This window comes from Streptomyces sp. NBC_00989 (genome assembly GCF_045162655.1).
GTDB lineage: Bacteria > Actinomycetota > Actinomycetes > Streptomycetales > Streptomycetaceae > Streptomyces.
Window position 1 is genome coordinate 1990926 of record NZ_CP108728.1, and the last position, 19318, is coordinate 2010243.

15 protein-coding genes are annotated in these 19318 nt (G+C 69.5%); 6 read left to right on the forward strand and 9 right to left on the reverse strand.

What is annotated here, in order from left to right:
* The first annotated feature begins 1 nt into the window (after position 1).
* Positions 2-1141 (forward strand): amidohydrolase family protein, encoded by a 1140-nt coding sequence (locus OG714_RS08650; protein WP_406119733.1) that lies wholly within the window; start codon positions 2-4, stop codon positions 1139-1141.
* Between the two features lie 24 nt (positions 1142-1165).
* Complete coding sequence (locus OG714_RS08655; protein ID WP_026151198.1) at positions 1166-1693, forward strand: NUDIX hydrolase family protein; 528 nt, start codon at positions 1166-1168, stop codon at positions 1691-1693.
* Between the two features lie 9 nt (positions 1694-1702).
* On the opposite strand, the gene OG714_RS08660 is transcribed toward OG714_RS08655, so the two are convergent.
* The 4 genes from OG714_RS08660 to OG714_RS08675 all read right to left on the reverse strand — a co-directional run bounded on the left by OG714_RS08660 (position 1703) and on the right by OG714_RS08675 (position 5323).
* Positions 1703-2542 (reverse strand): carbohydrate ABC transporter permease, encoded by an 840-nt coding sequence (locus OG714_RS08660; RefSeq protein ID WP_406119734.1) that lies wholly within the window; start codon positions 2540-2542, stop codon positions 1703-1705.
* Positions 2539-3495: a carbohydrate ABC transporter permease gene (locus tag OG714_RS08665; RefSeq protein WP_406119735.1), complete on the reverse strand. Its 957-nt coding sequence runs from the start codon at positions 3493-3495 to the stop codon at positions 2539-2541. Before OG714_RS08665 ends, OG714_RS08660 begins: the two co-directional genes overlap by 4 nt.
* Positions 3496-3516: 21 nt before the next feature.
* Positions 3517-4842 carry an ABC transporter substrate-binding protein gene (locus tag OG714_RS08670; protein ID WP_406119736.1) on the reverse strand — a complete coding sequence of 442 codons (1326 nt, stop codon included), beginning with the start codon at positions 4840-4842 and terminating at the stop codon, positions 3517-3519.
* A gap of 148 nt (positions 4843-4990) precedes the next feature.
* A complete protein-coding gene (locus tag OG714_RS08675; protein ID WP_406119737.1) occupies positions 4991-5323 on the reverse strand; it encodes a DUF2218 domain-containing protein in 333 nt (110 codons plus the stop codon).
* A 323-nt stretch (positions 5324-5646) separates the two neighbouring features.
* On the opposite strand from OG714_RS08675, the gene OG714_RS08680 reads away from it, so the two are divergent.
* From OG714_RS08680 to OG714_RS08690, 3 genes are read left to right on the forward strand one after another with little or no spacing between them, the layout of a single operon-like run.
* Complete coding sequence (locus tag OG714_RS08680; RefSeq protein ID WP_406119738.1) at positions 5647-6228, forward strand: carboxymuconolactone decarboxylase family protein; 582 nt, start codon at positions 5647-5649, stop codon at positions 6226-6228.
* The gene (locus tag OG714_RS08685; RefSeq protein WP_406119739.1) at positions 6225-7508 is read left to right on the forward strand and encodes a neutral/alkaline non-lysosomal ceramidase N-terminal domain-containing protein; all 1284 of its coding nucleotides are present in this window, start codon (positions 6225-6227) and stop codon (positions 7506-7508) included. Before OG714_RS08680 ends, OG714_RS08685 begins: the two co-directional genes overlap by 4 nt.
* Entirely contained in the window at positions 7505-8818 is a 1314-nt protein-coding gene (locus tag OG714_RS08690; protein ID WP_406119740.1) for a hypothetical protein, read from the forward strand. The genes OG714_RS08685 and OG714_RS08690 overlap by 4 nt, the downstream gene beginning before the upstream one ends.
* A gap of 110 nt (positions 8819-8928) precedes the next feature.
* Here OG714_RS08690 and OG714_RS08695 read toward each other — a convergent pair whose 3' ends face one another.
* The gene (locus tag OG714_RS08695; RefSeq protein ID WP_406119741.1) at positions 8929-10704 is read right to left on the reverse strand and encodes a tannase/feruloyl esterase family alpha/beta hydrolase; all 1776 of its coding nucleotides are present in this window, start codon (positions 10702-10704) and stop codon (positions 8929-8931) included.
* A gap of 576 nt (positions 10705-11280) precedes the next feature.
* Here OG714_RS08695 and OG714_RS08700 point away from each other — a divergent pair.
* On the forward strand, positions 11281-12738 hold the full coding sequence (locus tag OG714_RS08700) for an MFS transporter (RefSeq protein WP_406119742.1): 1458 nt from the start codon (positions 11281-11283) through the stop codon (positions 12736-12738).
* A 77-nt stretch (positions 12739-12815) separates the two neighbouring features.
* On the opposite strand, the gene OG714_RS08705 is transcribed toward OG714_RS08700, so the two are convergent.
* The 4 genes from OG714_RS08705 to glyA are packed head-to-tail and all read right to left on the reverse strand — an operon-like array spanning position 12816 to position 19303.
* Positions 12816-13427 carry a sarcosine oxidase subunit gamma gene (locus OG714_RS08705; RefSeq protein ID WP_406119743.1) on the reverse strand — a complete coding sequence of 204 codons (612 nt, stop codon included), beginning with the start codon at positions 13425-13427 and terminating at the stop codon, positions 12816-12818.
* The gene (locus OG714_RS08710; RefSeq protein WP_406119744.1) at positions 13420-16779 is read right to left on the reverse strand and encodes a sarcosine oxidase subunit alpha family protein; all 3360 of its coding nucleotides are present in this window, start codon (positions 16777-16779) and stop codon (positions 13420-13422) included. The genes OG714_RS08705 and OG714_RS08710 overlap by 8 nt, the downstream gene beginning before the upstream one ends.
* Positions 16780-16790: 11 nt before the next feature.
* The gene (locus OG714_RS08715; protein WP_406119745.1) at positions 16791-18023 is read right to left on the reverse strand and encodes a sarcosine oxidase subunit beta family protein; all 1233 of its coding nucleotides are present in this window, start codon (positions 18021-18023) and stop codon (positions 16791-16793) included.
* The gene (glyA, locus tag OG714_RS08720; protein WP_406119746.1) at positions 18020-19303 is read right to left on the reverse strand and encodes a serine hydroxymethyltransferase; all 1284 of its coding nucleotides are present in this window, start codon (positions 19301-19303) and stop codon (positions 18020-18022) included. Before glyA ends, OG714_RS08715 begins: the two co-directional genes overlap by 4 nt.
* Between the last annotated feature and the right edge of the window lie 15 nt (positions 19304-19318).

Consider the following 19318-nt stretch of genomic DNA (forward strand, 5'->3'; position numbering starts at 1 on the left):
GATGGCCACTGGACCGGTCCACGAGGCGCTCGCCGCGCTGGAGTTGGTGGACCACCACTGCCACGGAGTCGTCACCGAGGAGCTGGACCTCGCGGCCTTCGAGTCACTGCTCACCGAGGGCGATGTCTGGCCGGGCAGCGGGATCTCGCCGTTCGACAGTCCGGTCGGGATCGCCGTACGCCGTTACTGCGCGCCGGTGTTGGACCTGGAGCGGCACGCGCCCGCCGACGAATACCTCGCCCGGCGGGCCGAGTTGGAGCCGCACGAAGTCAACCGGCGTTTCCTGGCGGCCGCGGGCACCGGCGTCTTCTGCGTCGACACGGGATTCGCGCCGCACCACATCACCTCGCCCGCCGAACTCGCGGAGGTGGCAGGCGCCGTAGCGCATGAGGTCGTACGGCTCGAAGCGGTCGCGGAGTCCGTGGCCGCGCGGGGCGTCGAGCCGGACGGGTACGCCGAGGCGTTCCGGGCCGCCGCGCTGGACGCGGTGCGGCGGCCGGGGGTGGTCGCGGTGAAGTCGGTGGCCGCGTACCGGACGGGGTTCGATCTCGACCCGGCCAGACCCTCGGAGGTGGAGGTGACCACGGCGGCCCGCGACTGGCTGGACCGTGGCGGGCGGCTCGAAGACCCGGTCCTGGTACGGCAGTTGCTGTGGACCGCGGTCGACCTGGGGCTCCCGCTCCAGCTCCACACGGGGTTCGGCGACAACGACATCCGGCTGCACCGCACGGACCCCGCCCTGCTCACGGACTGGCTGCACCTGACCGCAGGCACGATCCCGGTGCTGCTTCTGCACTGCTGGCCGTATCAGCGTCAGGCCGGATACCTGGCGGCCGTCTTCGAACAGGTGTACTTGGACGTGGGGCTCGCCCTGCACCATGTTGGACCGGTCCGGGCGCGGGCCGTACTGGCGGAGGCGATGGAGATCACACCGTTCCGCAAACTTTTGTACAGCTCTGACGCCTATGGTCTTGCGGAGTTCTATGGGCTCGGTGCGCTGGCGTTCCGCCGGGGTCTGGGGGATCTGCTCCAGGAGCGGGTGGACGCCGACGAACTGGGCCTGGCCGACGCGCTGCGGCTGGCACGCTGGGCGGGGGCCGACAACGCCCGCCGGGTCTACCGGCTATCCGACGGACACTGAAAGTATGATCAAGCAATGTCTGACATGACCGATACCACGCCCGGTTGGCTGTCCGCCGACGACCTCGAACAGGCACGCGCCCGCATGCCGATCCTCTACGTCGAAGCGGTGCCCGTCCGCGTCGACGACAACGGGGAGGTGACCAGCATCGGCCTGCTGCTGCGCATCGGCCCCGACGGCACCGTCAACCGCACCCTCGTCTCCGGCCGCGTACTGCACCACGAGCGGGTCCGCGACGCGCTCCTGCGCAACCTGGAGAAGGACCTCGGCCCGGTCGCGCTGCCCCGGATCCCGACCTCGCTCCAGCCGTTCACCGTCGCCGAGTACTTCCCGACGCACGGCGTCACCCCGTACCACGACCCCCGCCAGCACGCGGTGTCCCTCGCCTACGTCGTGCCGGTCACCGGCGACTGCCGGCCCCGGCAGGACGCTCTCGACCTCGTCTGGTTCAGCCCGGAGGAGGCCGCCTCGGAGGCGCTGCGCAGCGAAATGCCGGGCGGGCACGGGGTGTTGCTCAAGCAGGCGCTGGCGCACGTGGGTTGTGTGTCCTGACCGGGGCGCTCAGCCCGTGACACCTCCTTCCGTGAGGCCCGCGAGGACGCGGCGCTGCAGGACGAGGTAGACGAGGACGAGCGGCAGGCTGGTCAGTACCACATGGGCGAACACCAGGTTCCAGCTGACACCGTGCGTGGACGAGGAGGCGAAGGAGTACAACGTCAGCGGCAGCGTGGCCGACTGCGAGCCACGCAGCAGGAACAGGGCGAAGTAGAAGTCGTTCCAGACCGAGATGATCAGCATGACCGCACCGGTGAAGAGCACCGGGGTGAGCACGGGCAGCACGATCCGCCAGTAGATCTGCCACTTGTTCGCCCCGTCCAGCTGCGCGGCCTCCTCGAAGTCGTGCGGAAGAGTGCGGACGAAGCCGGTGGCCAGGAAGATCACCACCCCGAGCCGGGTGCCGGCGATCACCAGCATGTAGCCGAGACGCGATCCGTTGAGGCCGAGCTGGGTGAGGACGTAGATGGTCGGGATGATCGCCGGGGGCAGCACGATCGACAGCGCGGACGTGTAGTACGCGAACCGCAGCGTCCGCGAGTCGGAACGGGCGTACGCCCAGGCCGCCATGGAGCCGAGCAGAAGCACCGCGAGGATCGTCGGAACGGCCAGCAGCGCGCTGTTGCGCAGGCCGGTGAGGTACGAGCCCTTGTCGATCACCGTGTGGTAATTCGCCCCGGCGCCCCAGTGTTTGGGCCAGCTCATCGACAGGACGCTCGCATCGCCCTCCGTCTTGAGGGAGTTGACGATCAGCAGCCAGAACGGGACGAGGATCCAGGGGATCGCGAAGAGGGTCAGGCACGCGTATCGGGCAACTCCCCTGGCTTTCAAGGCGATCGCGCTCACATCGGCACCTCCCGCCGGCGCAGCCAGCTCATCAGCGGGACCGCCGTGACGATCACCATCAGCGTGACGACGAAGCCCAGCGCGCTCGCCGTACCGAAGAAGCTCTGCCCGTACTGGGTGTAGACGGCGACGTTGAGCAGGGTTGTGGCGTCGCCGGGACCGCCCGCGGTCGTCGAGAACACCACGTCCAGCGCGCTGAACGCGCCGACGAGGGAGACGACCACGTTGAAGGTCACCGCCGGTGCCAGCAGCGGGAGTTTGACCGACCAGAAGCGGCGCACCGCCCCGGCGCCGTCGAGGGTCGCCGCCTGGAGGAGCTGCTCCGGGATGCGGTTGAGGCCCGCGATGTAGACCAGGGTGATCAGGCCGCTCAGCTTCCACGCGTCGATCGAGGCGACCGCGAGCAGCGCCGTGGTGTCGTGGCCGAGCCAGGCGTAGTGGAACTCGCCGGGCAGGACGGCCGACAGGAAGGTGTTGAGCGGGCCGTGCGCGTTGAGGACCGCGGCCCATATGTAGCCGGCCGCGAGCGGCGAGATCAGCACCGGGATGAAAAACAGCGAGCGGAAAAGGGAGTTGACGCGGTTGGTGCGTTGCAGCGCGGTGGCCAGCGCGAGGCCGACCGTGTTCTGTACGGCCATGGCGGTGATCGCGTAGATCGCGGTGACCGTGATCGCGTGCTTGAGGATGCCGAGTTGGTTCAGGAGCTTGAAGTTGGTGAGCCCGGTCCAGGTGATCGTGTCGCTGTAGCCGGTCCACTGCACGAACGCGAAGAAGGCGTTGGCGAGGAACGGCAGCACGAAGAAGACCAGGACGAGGGCGATGGACGGCAGCGCGAAGGCGTACGGGTGCAGCCTGCGGCGGGGACGGTTGACGGCCAGCGGCGGCTCGTCCGGGGCGGGTTGGCCGGCCGGGACGGCGGTGGTCGGGGACGCGTCGTGCAGTGAGGACGTCATACGTCGGTCACTGGTCCCGCGTCACTGCTTGGCCGCGGCGGCGGCCTGGGCGTAGTAGGTCTGCATCTTGTCGGCCACCTGCTGCGGTGTCTCCTGTCCGGCGAGCAGTTTTTGGGCCTCGGCGCCGAAGCTGCTGAAGCCCGGCAGGGGCGAGTTGAAGGAGAGCGTGGCACCCCTGTCGTACGCCGTCTTCACGTCCTGGAGGAGGCCCTGGAGTTGAGGTGTCGCCGTGCCGGAGAGCGTGGGGATGATCTTCGCTTCCTTGATGTAGTCGGCGTAACCGGCACCGGTGATGTAGTCGATGAAGTCGACGGCGGCGCGTTCCTTCTTGGAGTCGCCGGTGCTCGGGACGTAGTACGTGCCGAGCGGGCTGGGCGCGTAGTTGGTGACCGGCTTGGTGGCGGAGAGGCCGACGAAGCCGACGGCCGCGTCGACCTTGGCGGTGTCGTCGTTCGCGTCGGAGTTCAACAGGCCGATGGAGTCGGAGTTGTTGGCGACCATGGCGGCCTTGCCGCTCAGGACCGCCTTGAAGGAGTCCTCCCATTGGGCCGTGTTGGCATCGGAGTTGAAGCAGCCCGCCTTGCGAAGCGAGTCGTAGGCCTTGAGTCCGGCGACGAACGGGCCGTCGGGATCGTTGAGTTGGGCCGTGCCGTCGAGGATCGACTTGTCGTAGGCCTGGTCGGTGTTGGACTCGGCGAGGTAGTTGAAGGCACCGAGGATCTGCGGCGGCCACTGGGAGCCGCCGGCCTCGAAGATCGGCGTGACGCCCGGCGTCTTCGCCTTGAGGGTCTTGCAGGCGGCGGCCAACTCGGCGTAGGTCTGCGGGGGTTGGAGGCCCGCCTTGGTGAGGACCTGCTTGTTGTAGAAGATGCCGTCGACGGACAGGGAGCCGACGGTGGCCGCGTAGACCTTGCCGCCGACGTTGCCGGAGACGTCCGCGAGCGTGCCCTCCTTCTTGACGAAGGGCAGGGCGCTGAGGTCGATCATGTTCTTGGCGGCATTGAGGGAGAGCACGTCGACCTGGTTGCCGTGCCATTCCAGGATGTCCGGGCGGGCTCCGGTGGCCCACTTGGTCTGCACGGTGCTCGGGAAGCTGTCGGCGGGGATGTCGACCAGGTCGATCGTGTTGCCGGACTTCTTCTCGTAGGCCTTGTACAGGTCCAACAGGGCTGTCGGGTCGGCGGTGTTGTGCCAGAGCGTGAGCGTCACTCCGGTCGGCGCCTTGCCGGAGGTGTCGGCCACCTTGCCGGACCGCGCCGAGTCGTCGCCGTTCGCACAGGCCGAGGCCGTGAGACCGATGACGAGGGCTCCGACGAACAGGCCGTGACGCCGTCTGCAACCGTTCATGCCGTGCACTCCCCTTCACTGCGGCTCCGAGAGGGGGGTCACACTGGCACGGGCCGACGCGGTCCCGTCCATCTCCGGATCGAACGCTTAGCTTTCAAGACGTGCACGCACGACCGGAGTTGTGGACGGACGGGACCGATGCGGTGAGTCAGGCGGGGTCGCCGGCGCTGCGCTGGCTGGTGCCCGGCTGGCCGTCGTCCCGCTGCCACTCGACGACCAGTTCGTCCTTGGTACCGAAGCGGACCAGATGCCGGCCCACCACATCTTCGAGCCGGTCGAGGAACTCGGGCTCTGCCTCGACCGCGAGCAGCAGTGCCCCCTCGGTGGCGGTCAGCGAACCGGTGCCGTCCTGGAAGACGAGACGGCCCGTGCCGGTCTCCTCGTCCCAGCTGGTCTCGCTGCGACGGCCCAGGTGGGAGGCGAGTTGTTTGGCGTAGCGCTGCGGTCGGTCGGTGGTGACGCGGGCTTCAGAACGGGACATGGACGACTCCTGGGTGACGTGATGCGTGACGGTGACGTGGATACGCGACGGTGGCGTGGACGCGGATCGTTGACTCGGATGTGGATCGTTGACGCGGATGCGGGAACGAGTCGATGGTGCCGGAGAGTCGGGCCGGCCGCGCGGATGTGCCACCCGTCGTGTGCCGCAACGTATGGATGCCTTCTGGGGCGCCTTCACTTCCTAGACGCGGACATGCCGTTTCCGTCATGTTTCCCAGGGGCCGGTATCGGTCCGTGCCCGGCGCCTGCCCTGTTTCTGTCAACTCTCCGCCCTCTCTCCGTCCGCGAACACCAGGAGGACGTATGCGCCTTGGACCGCTCCAGGAGTTGAACGCGGACCAGGCCGTGTTCCGCGACCGGCTCGTCGCCCAACGGGGTGGAATCCACGGGCCGTTCGAGGTCCTGCTGCGCAGCCCGCGTCTCGGCGACCGGATGGAGGCGCTGAGCACGTACTGCATGCGCGACTCGGCACTTCCGCCGAGACTGCGCGAACTGACCCTTCTCATCGCCGCCCGCCGCTTCGACGCGCAGCACTCGTGGAATGCCCACCACAGCAAAGCGGTTGCGGCCGGTCTCGACCCCGCCGCACTGCACCGGCTGGCCCGCGGCGAGGACCCGCGCTTCGACCGCGCCGACGAGAAGGTCCTGCACCGGTTCGCCGTCCGGACGTTGACGGTCCACTTCGTCGACGACGACACGTACGCCGCCGCGCTCGCGGAGTTCGGCGAGGCCGCGCTCGTCGATCTGGTGGTCGCGCTCGGCACGTTCGCGACCCTCGCCCTGGTCCTCAACACCTTCGAGGTGGACCTCCAGCCCGACCGGGAACCGCCGTTCCCGGACGTACGCGGCTTCCAGCACATCGGGCCCGCCCAGGAGGAACGTTGACCTCACCGCACGAAGAGCCCCTCGACTCCGCAGCACCGCAGGAGCCGGGACGACTACGGGCCGGTGTCGTCAGAACCGACATCACCCCGACCGACCTCACCGGTCTGCACCCCCTCCCCGGCACGTTCTCCGGCGTACACGACCGGCTTTTCCTGCGCGCCCTGTACCTGAGCGACGGCGAGACCGAAGTCGCCCTGGTCTCCCTGGACTTGATCGAGGCCGGCGACATCACACCGGTGCGCGAGCGCGTCGAACGCGAACTCGGCATCCCCACCGACCACATCGTCATCACCGCGACCCACACCCACAACGCCCCCCGGATCGCGGACGTCTCACCCGGCGCACTGGCCCACGCGGGCGGCCCGGAGTCCTTCGTCTACACGGAGTTCGTCTACGACCGGATCGTCGGCGCCCTCCACGAGGCCAGGTCGAGGGCGCGCCCGGCCAGGTTCGGCGTCGGCACCGGGACCGCCGACGTCAACATCAACCGCGAGGCGTACGTCGACGGCCGGTGGACGCTGGGCCAGAACCCGGACGGGCCGTCCGACAAGACGGTCTGGGTCCTCAAGTTCGAGTCCCTGGACGGCGATCCGATCGCCCTCCTCGTCAACTACGCCGTCCACTCGACGGTGGTGCTCGGCACCGGGGAGGTCAGCGGCGACCTGGCCGGGGCCGCCTGCCGTTACCTGGAGGGGAGTTACGACGGTGACGTGGTCGCCCTGTGGACCGTCGGCGCGCTGGGCGACCAGGATCCGCGCGTCAACATCGGGGTGCCGTTCGGCGTCGCTCCCACCGAGCGGCAGAAGAGCCGCGCCTACGCGGCGATGGAGGCGCAGGGCCTGATCGTCGGCGCGGAGGCGTTGCGCGTCGCGGACGGGATCGGCGAGTTGACGCATGCGGTGCGTATCGGTGCGGGGCAGCGGACGGTGGCGTGTCCGGTGAAGGCCGGCCAGGACGTCATGGAGACCATGAGGCAGGAACTCGTCGACTCCGTGCCGCTGCGCCTGGCCCTCGTCCAGCTCAACGAGGTGGCGCTGGCGGGTGTGTCCGGCGAGGTCGTCACCGACATCTACCGCCGCCTGCGGCACGAATCGCCGCTCGCCCGCACCCTGTTGATCTCCATCGCCAACGACCGCATCGGCTACCTCCCCGACGACGCCCACTTCGACCGCCCGGTCCACTCGGTCAACGGCTGCCCGATCGCCCGGGGTTACGCCGAGGACACCATCGTCGACGGGGTGGTGGGGTTGATCTCCGAGCAGTTGCGGGCCGCACGGTGAGCACGCGGTTGCGTGCGGGCGCCGGGCGGGCGGCCGTGGACCTGCCGGCCTCGCTGCTCCCCGTCGACGGTTTCACCACGGTCCACGATCCCCTGCACGTACGGGTACTCGTGCTGGACGACTCCACAACTCGGCTCTGCGTCACGGTCATTGAGCAGACATCGATCTTCGACGACCAGCTCGCCCGTACGAAGAAGATCCTCCACCAGGTCTGTGCCGTGGACCCGGCGCACGCGCTGGTCGTGGCGAGCCACACCTTCTCCGCCCCGCACATCCACCCGCCCGGACGCGCGCCGGAGGGCGAGGAGGAGCGCAACGCCCGCCTGAGCAGCGCCGTGGACGACGCGCTGGCACGGGCCGCGGCCGACGCCGTACGGACCCTGCGCCCCGCCCGCACCGGCTTCGGGCTCGGCTCCTGCCGCGTCAACGTCCAGCGGGACGTGCGTACTTCGCACGGCTGGTGGCTCGGCGCCGACGACAGCGGCCCGACCGACGACAGCGTGGGCGTCCTGCGCATCGACACCACGGACGGCGTTGACGGCGTTGACGGCCGTCCGATCGCCGTGCTGGTGAACCACGCCGTCCAGTCCTCGGTACTGAACGGCTCCCTCACCCGCTCCGGCGACCGCGAGATCAGCGCCGACCTGGCGGGCGCGACCGCGACCCGCGTCGAACAGCACTACGGCGACGACACGGTGGCCCTGTTCCTGGTCGGCGCGGCCGGCGACCAGGCCCCCTACCTCACCGCCGTCCGCACCACGGTCGACGAGCACGGCGGACTCCACCGATCCGACGCCCAGGAGGCCGGACACACCCTGGTCGACCTGCTCGGCGAACGCCTCGCCGCCGAGGCGATCCGCGTCGCCGAACACACCCGCACGACCGAACCGACCGCGCCGCTACGGGTGGCGCACGACAGCGTCAGGGTCCCGGCCCAACTCCCCCCGGCGGGCGGCCTGCACGCCCTGCACCCCACGACGCGCTACGACTTCACGCAGGACGGATTCTCCGAGGCACCGGTCGTAGTGGCCAGGATCGGCGACACCGTACTCGCCGGACTACAGGCCGAGTTGAACGCCCGCACCGGTCTCGACCTCAAGGCCGCGTCGCCGTTCCCCGCCACCTGCGTGGTCACCATGGTGAACGGCGCCGCCAAGTACATGGCAGACGCCGGGAGTTACGACCGGATCACCTACGAGGCGATGAACTCCCGGTACGCGAAGGGCGCGGCCGAGGCCGTCACGGCGCGGCTCGCCGGGCTGCTGCGGGAACTCCGGGCCGCCGCCTCCTGCCGCATCTACACGTTCTGAGGTCCGAGGACCAAGGAGACGTCGACGCGCACCGCCACCGGTATGCCCAAGGTCGCGGCCCCCGGCTCGGAACCGGGGCCCGCGACCTCTCGATCAGCGCCTGCCGTACGTCAGTTCTTGCCCTTGGTGACGATCCACTTGCCGCCCACCCAGTTGCCGACCGTCTCGTAGCCGGAGCGGAAGGAGCCGAGCCGGTTGAGCTTGAGGGAGGCTTCGGCGGTGGACTTGACGGGGGTGTAGCTGCTCGCGTCGGTGGTCGGGCCGCCCGTGGTGTTCTTGGCGTAGTACGGGAAGGGGTAGACCGGACGGGAGGCGGTGGTGTCGCCGCCGCTGTCCACCGACCTCGTCGTCAGGCTGGCCGGGGCGTCGCCCTTGGTCACCCAGTCGGTGATCGCGGTCAGCGCGTCGAAGGTGTTCGGGCCCTGGCCGCCGCCGCAGTGGGCGACGCCAGGGAGCAGGAAGAGGCGGGCGAAGGTCTTGGTGGCCGCCTCGCCGCCCATGACCTTCTCAACTGCCTTGTAGTAGGCCATCGTTCCGACGGCGGGGATGTGCTGGTCGCCGAGGCCGTGCCAGAGGATCAGCTTGCCGCCGGCCTTCTTGAACGCGGCGAGGTCGGGGTCGGTGGCGTCGTACATGCCCTCGCCCAGCCGCATGACCTTCTTGTAGTAGGCGGCCGTGAACTTGATGTCCTTGTACGTCAGGGTCGGCTGCGGGCTGTCGAAGATCTGGTAGCGCAGGGTCTCCCGGACGAAGCTGATGTCGCCGCTGGCGCCGGTGGCGGTGGCCGGAGTGATGATGCCGGCCCAGTTCAGCTCGGAGCCGAGCAACTGGTAGCCGGGGTAGAGGAGTTGGCCGTGTTCGTCGGTGGGGCCGGCGTAGATGCGGCGCAGGGTGGTGACCTGGTCGGCGGTCAGGCAGTACGCGTCGGACGTCGAGGTCCGGCCCGTCTTGCACTGGATGGTGCCGGGGTCCCAGGTGCAGCTCAGCGGGTCGGCGATGATGCCGTCGGCGGGGGCGCCGCAGCCCTTGAGCACGGCCTTGTGGAGGTCGGCGAGGTCGGCGTTGGTGATCGTGGCCGGGCCGCCGTCGAGGTACACGGACTGGGCGGTCCAGGCGTGCGAGAAGGTGTTCAGCGCGGTGAAGTTGTTGGCCGGGGCGCCGGCGATGATGCCGTCGAAGTCGGTCGGGTAGCGCTGCGCCTCGGTGAGGGCCTGGTGGCCGCCCTGGGAGCAGCCGTCGAAGTAGGAGTGGGTGACCGCCTGGCCGTAGTACTGCTTGATGACGGCCTTGGCCGCCTGGACCAGTTCGTGGTCGGACTTGTAGCCGAAGTCGGCGCGCAGGGTGGGGTCGGTGGAGAAGAGGCCGCCGCCCTGGTAGTGCCCCTCGTCGCTGGAGGCGACGGCGAAGGCGCCGGTGGTCAGGGGGACGCAGCCGGTCGAGGCGGGGGCGCTGGTCACGTTGATGTTGCCGCACAGGCCGCCGCAGCCGAGCTGGAGGTAGTTGGCCTGCCAGCCGGTCTGGGGCAGCTTGATCTCGAAGTGGATCTGCGGGGCGATCACGCCCTTGACGTCACAAGCGGCCCAGTTTCCAAGGGTGTTGGTGCTCGCGGCGAGTTCGGTGGCCGAGGTGATCTCGAAGGGCACGCCGGGGACGGCACTGGCCAGGTCCAGTTGGGCTACGGCGGAACACGAGATGGCCGGTGCGATGCCCGAGGTCGTAGTGCTCGCCGAAACGCCTTTCGCCGAGGTCGAGTTGGCGGCCTGCGCGCTGCCGGTCGCGCTGTTGGCCAGTGCCACGCCCGCACCGGTGACCAGCGCGACGGCCGCGGCGAGGGTGGCCATGAAGGTGGCCGAGTTCCACCGACACCATCTGAACAGCATGGGCATGCCGGGTACTCCGTTCGATCGCCGGATCGGGGTTCGTGCCGAGGTGCCGTGACAGGCGTGGAACCCGGTGGGCGCGCTACGGCCGAGGCCGACTCCACGATGAAGGCACGGCGAGGAACGTAGCTCTCCGGAAATCCGTGCGCAATACCGTCGCCGACATTGTTAACGATTTCGTCGAAACTTTTTGCGGCCGTCGCCACCCGCAGCCGAGACCGACATGGAACGCAACGTCGGCTTTCACTCACTGCCGCCGGCTTCGAACCCTCCCAGGGCGAACCTCCGCACATCGACGGCAGAACGCGTCATACCGCACCGGTCACGGCGACGCGCGATCAGTACCAGATCCGCACTGAATCGCCCGCCCTCCTCCCGTCCATTTTTCTGCGCGAACCATTGTTTGTACCGACCGTTAGGTCTATTTTATCGCCAGCCGCACCGGGGCCGCGAAAAGGAGGCAGGCATGCCCGCCGCCCGGGCCGTCGCGACCGGCACGCGCCGCTCTCGCGCCGTATGCCCCAGACGCAGTCAGATCCAGAGCCGCCCCACGCACCTCCGCTCACCCACGGAAGGCCGCTGATGTCCCAGACACAAACCCCGCTCCCGGAGACCGCGGAGAGATCTCTCTCCACCAGCCGCAACGTCCTCGTCATCGTGGCACTCGTGTGGACCGTCCAACTGGTCGCGCTGGTCGCCGCGTTGTCCGGCATCGCGCAGGCCGATGTCGCGATCCACTTCCGGACCACGAACATCGCCTGGTTCACCCTGATGACCCTGCTGACCGGCACCTTCTTCCTGCCTTTCGCCGTCAAGGCCGCGGCGATCTTCGGCAAGAAGCGCGTCCTGCTCGCCGCCACCGCGCTCGGCTTCGTCGGCGACCTGCTCGCCGCCGTCGCCACCGACTACCGCACCCTGCTGATCGGGCGCGGCATCGCGGGCATCTACGCAGCCACCGCCCCGCTCGCCTACGCGATCACCCGCGACGTGTTCCCCCGCCGTTGGGTCGGTCTCGCCAGCGGAATCCTCGCGGGCGGCATCGGCCTCGTCGCCTTCGGCGGGCCTTTCCTGTCCGGCTGGCTCCTGGACGACTACGGCTTCCGCGGCGTGCTGTGGTTCATGGCCATCAGCACCGCACTGAGCTTCGTACTGGTGGCCGCCTTCGTGCCGGAGAGCCCGATCCGTACGGCGGCCGGCCGAATGGACTGGGCCGGAGGAATCCTCCTCGGCGGCGGCATCACCGCGCTCGTCTACGCCGTCGGTGAGGGGTCGCACTGGGGCTGGAGCAGCGGCAGGTTCATCACCTGGGTCGTCGCGTCGGCTGTCACCTTGATCGTCTTCGTGCTCGTCGAGCGCCGGGTCGCCGAACCGCTGTTCCCGTCGGCCATGACCCGGCGCCGTCCGGTGTGGACCGTTCTTCTGGCAACCTCCGTCGCGGCCGGCGCACTCAGCGCCGTCGGCGTAGTGATCCAGCTGCTGATCCTGATGCCGAGGATCCCCACCATCTCCGACGGCCTGGGCTGGTCCGGGACCCACAACGCCATCGTCACCAGTCCGATCAGCGCCATGATCATCGTGGGGGCCGTCGGTACCGGTGCGCTCGCCCGCCGGATGGACTCGCGGATCCTGCTGGGCGTCGGTGCCCTGCTCGCGATATTCGGTTACGGTCTCGGCACCCACCTGCACCACAGCGCCCCGCAGATCATCGGGATGGGTGTGTTCGCCGGGTTGGGCACGGGCATTGTCATGGCCAGTGTGCCCATCATGATCATCGAGGCGGTGACCCCCGAGGAGCAGGCGCTGGCCAACGGCGTCCAGACCCTCGGTATGGGCGTCGCGCAGATCATCGTCTCCCAGGTGGCCTTCGTCGTGATGGCGCAGCACGGGGCCGTCCTCAAGGGCACCCAGTTCTACCTCGACGCCGGCTTCACGAACGGGCTCTGGCTGGTCGTCGGATGCGTCACCGTGGGCGCGGCACTCATTCTCCTGATCCCCAAGACCAAGCACCTCGACGAGGTGGTGGTCGGCCAGGCGGTCTGACGCCACACGGACAGCCCCGAACAAGCCGAAGGCCGTTCACCCGTCGCCGGGCGAACGGCCTTCGGCGTCACGCCGGTTCAGACGTTCCGCACGTACTCGGCGGCCGCGTCCAGCAGCCAGTCCGTCAGATACCCGGCGAAAGACGAACGGACCAACACCCAGAACCCCGCGCCGGGTTCGTCCCGGGCGACCAGGACGACCTGGGCGCGGGCCAGGGTGGTCTGGGCGCAGCGTCCGGGACCGAAGGCTCGCGGGTGCAGGTCCAGCGGGCACCCGTGGGCCAGCAGGTCGCGGGCGCGGGCGCCGGAGACGAGGAGGGTGGTGCGCTGGGCCGAGACATCGGTGACGGCGACGTGTTCGTCACCGGCCGCAGCACGGATCCGGTGCTCCACGTCCCGCTGGATGTCCGGCGGTCCGACCACGAGCCACTCGTCCGGGCCGAGCCACAGCACGGTCAACTCCCCTGCCCGCACCACCGTGTTGGGCTCAAGGGGCAGGGACAGGCCGAGCGCGAGGCCTACGGCGTCCGCCGCCGCGCCCTTCGCGTCGAGCCGGAGGTTCACCTGGGCCAGGAAGGGGAGTTCGGCCAGCCGGATCGCGCCGCCGGAGGAGCGGGTCGTGTCCGCCAGTCGGTCGGCGGCACCGGTGAGGGGGCTGCGGCGCGGGACGGAAAGGGCGGTGTCAGCCATCGCGGCGGGCTCCCTCGGGGTCGTAGAGGACGGGGCTTGCGACGGTGACCGGGATCAACCGGTCGCCCACGGGGGCGTAGAGGCGTTCGCCGATGCGGTCACGGCCGCCCTTGATCAGGGCGAGGGCGAAGGTGCGGCCGAGGGCGGCACTGCGGTAGCTGGAGGTGACGTGGCCGAGCATCGGGACGGGCGGGGCCGGGAGCACGCTGTCCGCGATCAGCTGGGTGCCCTCGGGGAGGAAGGCGGCGGGGTCCTCGGGGAGGAGACCGACGAGGTGTTTGCGGTCGGGGCGGACGGCGTCGGCGCGGGCGTAGGAACGCTTGCCGATGAAGTCGGGCTTCTTCTTCGAGACCGCCCAACTCATGCCGAGATCCTGGGGCGTTACGGTGCCGTCGGTGTCCTGGCCGATGATCGGGTAGCCCTTCTCGGCGCGCAGGACGTGCATGGTCTCCGTGCCGTAGGGGGTGATGCCGAAGGGGGCGCCGGCCTCGTACAGCGCCTCCCACAGGGCGAGGGCCTCCCACGGTGACACGTTGATCTCGTAGGCGAGTTCGCCGGAGAAGCTGATCCGGCAGACCCTGGCCTCGATGCCGGCGACGGTGGTGTCCCGCCAGGCCATGAACGGGAAGTCGTCGTTGCCGACTGCCAGTTGGGGTGCGAGTGCGCCGAGCACCTCGCGGGAGCGGGGGCCGACCAGGGCGACGGTGGCCCACTGTTCGGTCACCGAGGCGCAGTGGACGCGGAGTTCGGGCCACTCGGTCTGGTGCCACTCCTCCATCCAGTCCAGTACGGCGGCCGCGTTGCCCGTGGTCGTGGTGACCAGGTAGCGGTCCGGTGCGAGGCGGATGGCCGTACCGTCGTCGAAGACCATGCCGTCCGGGCGGCACATGACGCCGTAACGGATCATGCCGACCTTCAGGTTGCTCATCATGTTCGTGTAGAGCCGGTCGAGGAAGACCGGTGCGTCCGGGCCCTGTACGTCGATCTTGCCGAGGGTGGAACCGTCCATGAACGCGACGCCCTCACGGGCCGCCGCGCACTCGCGCAGGACGGCGCTCTCCATGTCCTCGCCGTCGCGCGGGTAGTACCAAGGCCGCTTCCACTGGCCGACGTTCTCGAACAGCGCGCCCTGCATGACGTGCCAGTCGTGCAGCGCGGTCGTACGGATGGGGTCGTGCAGGGCGCCCCGGTCGCGGCCGGCGAGGGTGGCGAAGGAGACGGGCGTGTACGGCGGGCGGAAGGTCGTCGTGCCGAGCGACGACACGTCCACGCCCAGGAGTTCGGCGACCACGCCGCTCGCCAGGATGCCCGAGGTCTTCCCCTGGTCGTTGGCCGTACCGGCCGTCGTGTAGCGCTTGGTGTGTTCGACCGAGTTGAGGCCGGCGGCGGTGGCGCGGGTCAAGTCGGCGACGGTGACGTCTCGTTGGAGGTCCACGAAGTGGGGGGCGTCGGTGGCGCCCGGGACGTGGAAGACGTGCATGGCGGGGGTGTGCGGTTCGCTGGTCACCTGGGGCAGGGAAGGCGGTTCGGCCGTGTAGCCCTCGGCCTCTGTCGCTCGGGCCCCCGCGGCTGCGCCCTGCAACAGGGCTCCGGCCAGGTCGAATTCACCGTTCGCGCTGCCCGCGACCTCGACCAGCTGGCGGCAGGTGTCGGGGACGAAGGTGCCGAGGGTGTCGTCGTAGCGGAGTCTGCCACCTGCCTGGCTGAAGAGGTGGGCGACCGGGTTCCAGCCACCGGAGACCAGGAGGAGATCGGCGGCGAACCGCCTTGTCGTGCCCGTGGTTTCGCCGTACGGGGCGACCGTCACGGCGGTCAGGCGTGGGGCGCCCTCGGTACCGACGACTGCGTGTCCGGTCAGCACCTCGATGCCTGCCTCGCGGGCCCGGCTCGCCCACTCCTCCGGCTCCGACGGGCGGGTGTCCACGATCGCCGCGACCTCCACGCCTGCCGCCGCCAGGTCCAACGCGGCTGCGTACGCCGTGTCGTTGGTGGTGAAGACGACGGCACTACGGCCGGGGAGGACGCCGTAGCGATTGACGTAGGCGCGGGACGAGGCGGCGAGCATCACGCCGGGGCGGTCGTTGTCCGCGAAGGCGAGTGAGCGCTCGTGCGCGCCTGTTGCGAGGACGACGCGGCGGGCGCGGATGCGCCAGACGCGTTCCCGGGAGACGTGGGCGGGGGCTTCCGCGCCGAGGTGGTTGGTGCGGCGTTCCACGGCGAGGAGGTGGTTGTCGTCGTAGTGGCCGAAGACGGTGGTGCGGCGGAGTACGCGTACGTCGGGTGCCGTGGTGAGCTCCTCGCTCAACTCGGCCACCCAGTCCAGGAGTTGAGCCGTGTCCAGGAGGCTTCCACCCAGGTCGGGGCGGTCGTCGGCGAGGATTACCCGGGCTCCGGTGCGGACGGCGGCTGCGGCGGCCGCGAGACCGGCTGGGCCTGCGCCTACGACGAGCAGGTCGCAGTGGGCGTGGACCGCGTCGTAGCGGGCGGGGTCCGGTTCGGTGGCCAAGCGGCCCTGGCCGGGGAGGCTGGTCGCGACGAGGCCGTCGTACAGCTCGACGGTCGTTGCCGGGAGCATCGGCTCGGGGAAGGGGGCCTCGATCTGGATGACGGCGTTGGGTTCCTCGACGCCGGCCGTGAAGATGCCTCGGGGGCGGCCGAGTTTGATGCTGGTGCCGGTTTGGATGACTCCGTTGGCGAGGAGGGCGGAGGCGAGGGTGTCGCCTTTGTAACCCTGGTATTCGGTGCCGTCGAAGGTGAAGGTGAGGGGGGTGTCTCGGTGGATTCGGCCGCGGGTGGGGTGGCGGAACGGATGGCCCGCGGCAGAGCCGCTGATGGATGCGGCGCCCCCGCCGCCCCTACCCGTCCCGTCCTCCAGGGGCTCTGCCCCTTCGGCCCCGTTCCCAGGGGGCTCCGCCCCCTGGACCCCCGTCGGCCCCGAGAGGGCCTCGTCCTCAAACGCCGGACGGGCTGACATTGCGGGCCCGCGCTGAACAGTGGCCGGATGGACGGGTGCGGTCGGACGTGGCTGAGGACGTGGCTGAGATGGCACCGTCGAATCGGCAACCGCCTCCCTCCCACTCGGCGTTGGCCGCGGCTCCCCCGCCCGGTACACCCCCAGGATCTCGTTCGTCGCCGTGTTCCGTACCGCGTTGAACCAGCGGCGGCAGCCCGCCGCGTGGTTCCACCGCTCCGCGAAGGGGCCCTTCGGGTTGTCGCGGAAGAACAGGTAGCGCGCCCACTCCTCGTCGGTCAGTTCAGCGGGGGTCTCCGGGTAGGCGACGTGGGCCTGGCCGCCGTAGTGGAACTCGGCTTCGTCGCGGGGCCCGCACCAGGGGCAGGGGATCAGCAGCATGGTTGGGCTCCCTAGTGGGCCACCGCGGCGGCGCCGTGCTCGTCGACGAGCGCGCCGGTGGTGAAACGGTCGAGCGAGAAGGGGGCGTTGAGGTGGTGAGGGGTGTCGTGGGCGATGGTGTGGGCGTAGACCCAGCCGACGCCCGGGGTTGCCTTGAAACCGCCGGTTCCCCAGCCGCAGTTGAGGTACAGGTTGTCCACGGGACTCAGGCCTACGATCGGTGACGCGTCCGGGGTTACGTCCACGATGCCGCCCCAGGTGCGCAGCACATGGGCTCGGGCGAAGACCGGGAAGAGTTCCAGGGCCGCGGACATCTGTTCCTCGATGATGTGGAACGCTCCACGCTGGGTGTACGAGTTGTACGAGTCGATGCCCGCGCCCATCACCAACTCGCCCTTGTGCGCCTGGCTCACGTACACGTGGACCGCGTTGGACATGACCACCGTGGGGTGGACCGGTTCCAGCAACTCCGACACCAAGGCCTGCAACGGGTGGCTCTGGAGCGGGAGTTGGATGCCCGCCATCGCTGCCAACACCGACGTGTGGCCTGCCGAGCAGAGTGCCACCTTGCCCGCCGCTATCGGGCCGAGTGTGGTCTGTACGCCCACCACCCTGCCGTCGACCATGTCGAGGCCCGTGACCTCGCAGTTCTGGATGATGTCGATGCCGGCGGCGTCCGCAGAGCGGGCCAGGCCCCAGGCCACGTGGTCGTGTTTGGCGATACCGGCGCGTGGTTGGTAGGTGCCGCCCATCACCGGATACCGCACGTCCGGAGAGACGTTGACGATCGGGCAGACCTCTTTGACCTGCCGTTCGTCGAGCCACTCCGCGTCCACGCCGTTGAGACGGTTCGCCTCGACCCGGCGCACGCTGTCGCGGACGTCCTGGAAGCTGTGGGCGAGGTTCAGGACCCCGCGCTGGGAGAAGAGGATCGGGTAGTCCAGCTCCTCCTCCAGGCCCTCCCAGAGTTTGAGCGCGTGCTCGTAGATGCCGGCGCTCTCGTCCCACAGGTAGTTGGAACGGATGATCGTGGTGTTGCGGGCCATGTTGCCGCCCGCCAGCCAGCCCTTCTCCAGCACCGCGACGTTGGTGATGCCGTGGTTCTTCGCCAAGTAGTGGGCGGTCGCCAGGCCGTGGCCGCCGCCGCCCACGATGACGACGTCGTACGAGCGTTTCGGCTCCGGTGTGCGCCAGAGCCAGTCCGGGTGTTCGGGGAGGTCTGCGCCCGGGGTGCGGGGGGTCATCGGGGGGCGTCCTCCTCGGACAGGTGCGGGTAGAGCGGGTGCTTCGCGGCGAGGGCTTCTGTGCGGGCCCTCAACGCCCCCGTGTCCGGGGCCGGTTGGAGGGCCAGCGCGATCACGTCGGAGACCTCGGCGAAGTCCTCCTCCGTGAAGCCGCGCGTGGCCAGCGCCGGGGTGCCGATGCGCAGCCCGGACGTGACCATGGGCGGGCGCGGGTCGAAGGGCACGGCGTTGCGGTTGACCGTGATGCCGATCTCGTGGAGCAGGTCTTCCGCCTGCCTGCCGTCCAACTCCGAGTCGCGCAGGTCTACCAGGACCAGGTGCACGTCCGTACCGCCGGTGAGGACCTTCACGCCGGTCGCGGCCACGTCGGCTCGGGTGAGGCGCTCCGCGAGGATGCGGGAGCCGGCGAGTGTGCGGGCCTGGCGTTCGGCGAACTCCGGAGACGCGGCGACCTTGAACGACACCGCCTTCGCGGCGATGACATGCTCCAGCGGGCCGCCCTGCATCCCGGGGAACACCGCCGAGTTGATCTTCTTGGCGAGGTCGGCCTCGTTGGTGAGGATGACTCCGCCGCGCGGGCCGCCGAGGGTCTTGTGCGTCGTCGTCGTGGTCACGTGTGCGTGTGGGACCGGGTTGGGGTGCAGGCCTGCGGCCACCAGGCCCGCGAAGTGCGCCATGTCGACCATCAGCAGGGCGCCCACCTCGTCGGCGATCCGGCGGAACGCGGCGAAGTCCAACTGCCGTGGATACGCCGACCAGCCCGCGATGATCATCTTGGGGCGGTGTTCCTTGGCGAGTTGCTCCACCTCGTCCATGTCGACCAGGTTGTCGGTCTCGGAGACGTGGTACGGCACCACGTTCAGCATCTTGCCGCTGTAGTTGAGGCGCATGCCGTGGGTGAGGTGTCCGCCGTGGGCGAGGTCGAGGCCGAGGATCGTGTCACCGGGCTTCAACAGGGCGAAGAACACCGCCGTGTTGGCCTGTGCGCCCGAGTGCGGCTGGACGTTCGCGAAGCCCGCGCCGAACAGGGACTTGACCCGCTCGATCGCCAACCGCTCGGTGACGTCGACGTGTTCGCAGCCGCCGTAGTAGCGGCGTCCGGGGTAGCCCTCCGCGTACTTGTTGGTGAGGACCGAGCCCTGCGCCTCCAGTACGGCGGACGGCGCGAAGTTTTCGGAGGCGATCATCTCCAACGTGGACTGCTGGCGGTGCAGTTCGGCGCGGAGCGCGGCGTGGACCTCGGGATCCAGTTCCGCCAAGGGGGTGTTCAGCGCGTTCATGGAGCGTTCGCGTCC

What these genes read in the sequence shown, in the direction of transcription:
- OG714_RS08650 (WP_406119733.1), top strand. Translation starts at nt 2, where the DNA reads ATGGCCACTGGACCGGTCCACGAGGCGCTCGCCGCGCTGGAGTTGGTG.
- OG714_RS08655 (WP_026151198.1), top strand. Translation starts at nt 1,166, where the DNA reads ATGACCGATACCACGCCCGGTTGGCTGTCCGCCGACGACCTCGAACAG.
- OG714_RS08665 (WP_406119735.1), bottom strand. Translation starts at nt 3,495, where the DNA reads ATGACGTCCTCACTGCACGACGCGTCCCCGACCACCGCCGTCCCGGCC.
- OG714_RS08670 (WP_406119736.1), bottom strand. Translation starts at nt 4,842, where the DNA reads ATGAACGGTTGCAGACGGCGTCACGGCCTGTTCGTCGGAGCCCTCGTC.
- OG714_RS08675 (WP_406119737.1), bottom strand. Translation starts at nt 5,323, where the DNA reads ATGTCCCGTTCTGAAGCCCGCGTCACCACCGACCGACCGCAGCGCTAC.
- OG714_RS08680 (WP_406119738.1), top strand. Translation starts at nt 5,647, where the DNA reads ATGCGCCTTGGACCGCTCCAGGAGTTGAACGCGGACCAGGCCGTGTTC.
- OG714_RS08695 (WP_406119741.1), bottom strand. Translation starts at nt 10,704, where the DNA reads ATGCCCATGCTGTTCAGATGGTGTCGGTGGAACTCGGCCACCTTCATG.
- OG714_RS08700 (WP_406119742.1), top strand. Translation starts at nt 11,281, where the DNA reads ATGTCCCAGACACAAACCCCGCTCCCGGAGACCGCGGAGAGATCTCTC.
- OG714_RS08705 (WP_406119743.1), bottom strand. Translation starts at nt 13,427, where the DNA reads ATGGCTGACACCGCCCTTTCCGTCCCGCGCCGCAGCCCCCTCACCGGT.
- OG714_RS08710 (WP_406119744.1), bottom strand. Translation starts at nt 16,779, where the DNA reads ATGCTGCTGATCCCCTGCCCCTGGTGCGGGCCCCGCGACGAAGCCGAG.
- OG714_RS08715 (WP_406119745.1), bottom strand. Translation starts at nt 18,023, where the DNA reads ATGACCCCCCGCACCCCGGGCGCAGACCTCCCCGAACACCCGGACTGG.
- glyA (WP_406119746.1), bottom strand. Translation starts at nt 19,303, where the DNA reads ATGAACGCGCTGAACACCCCCTTGGCGGAACTGGATCCCGAGGTCCAC.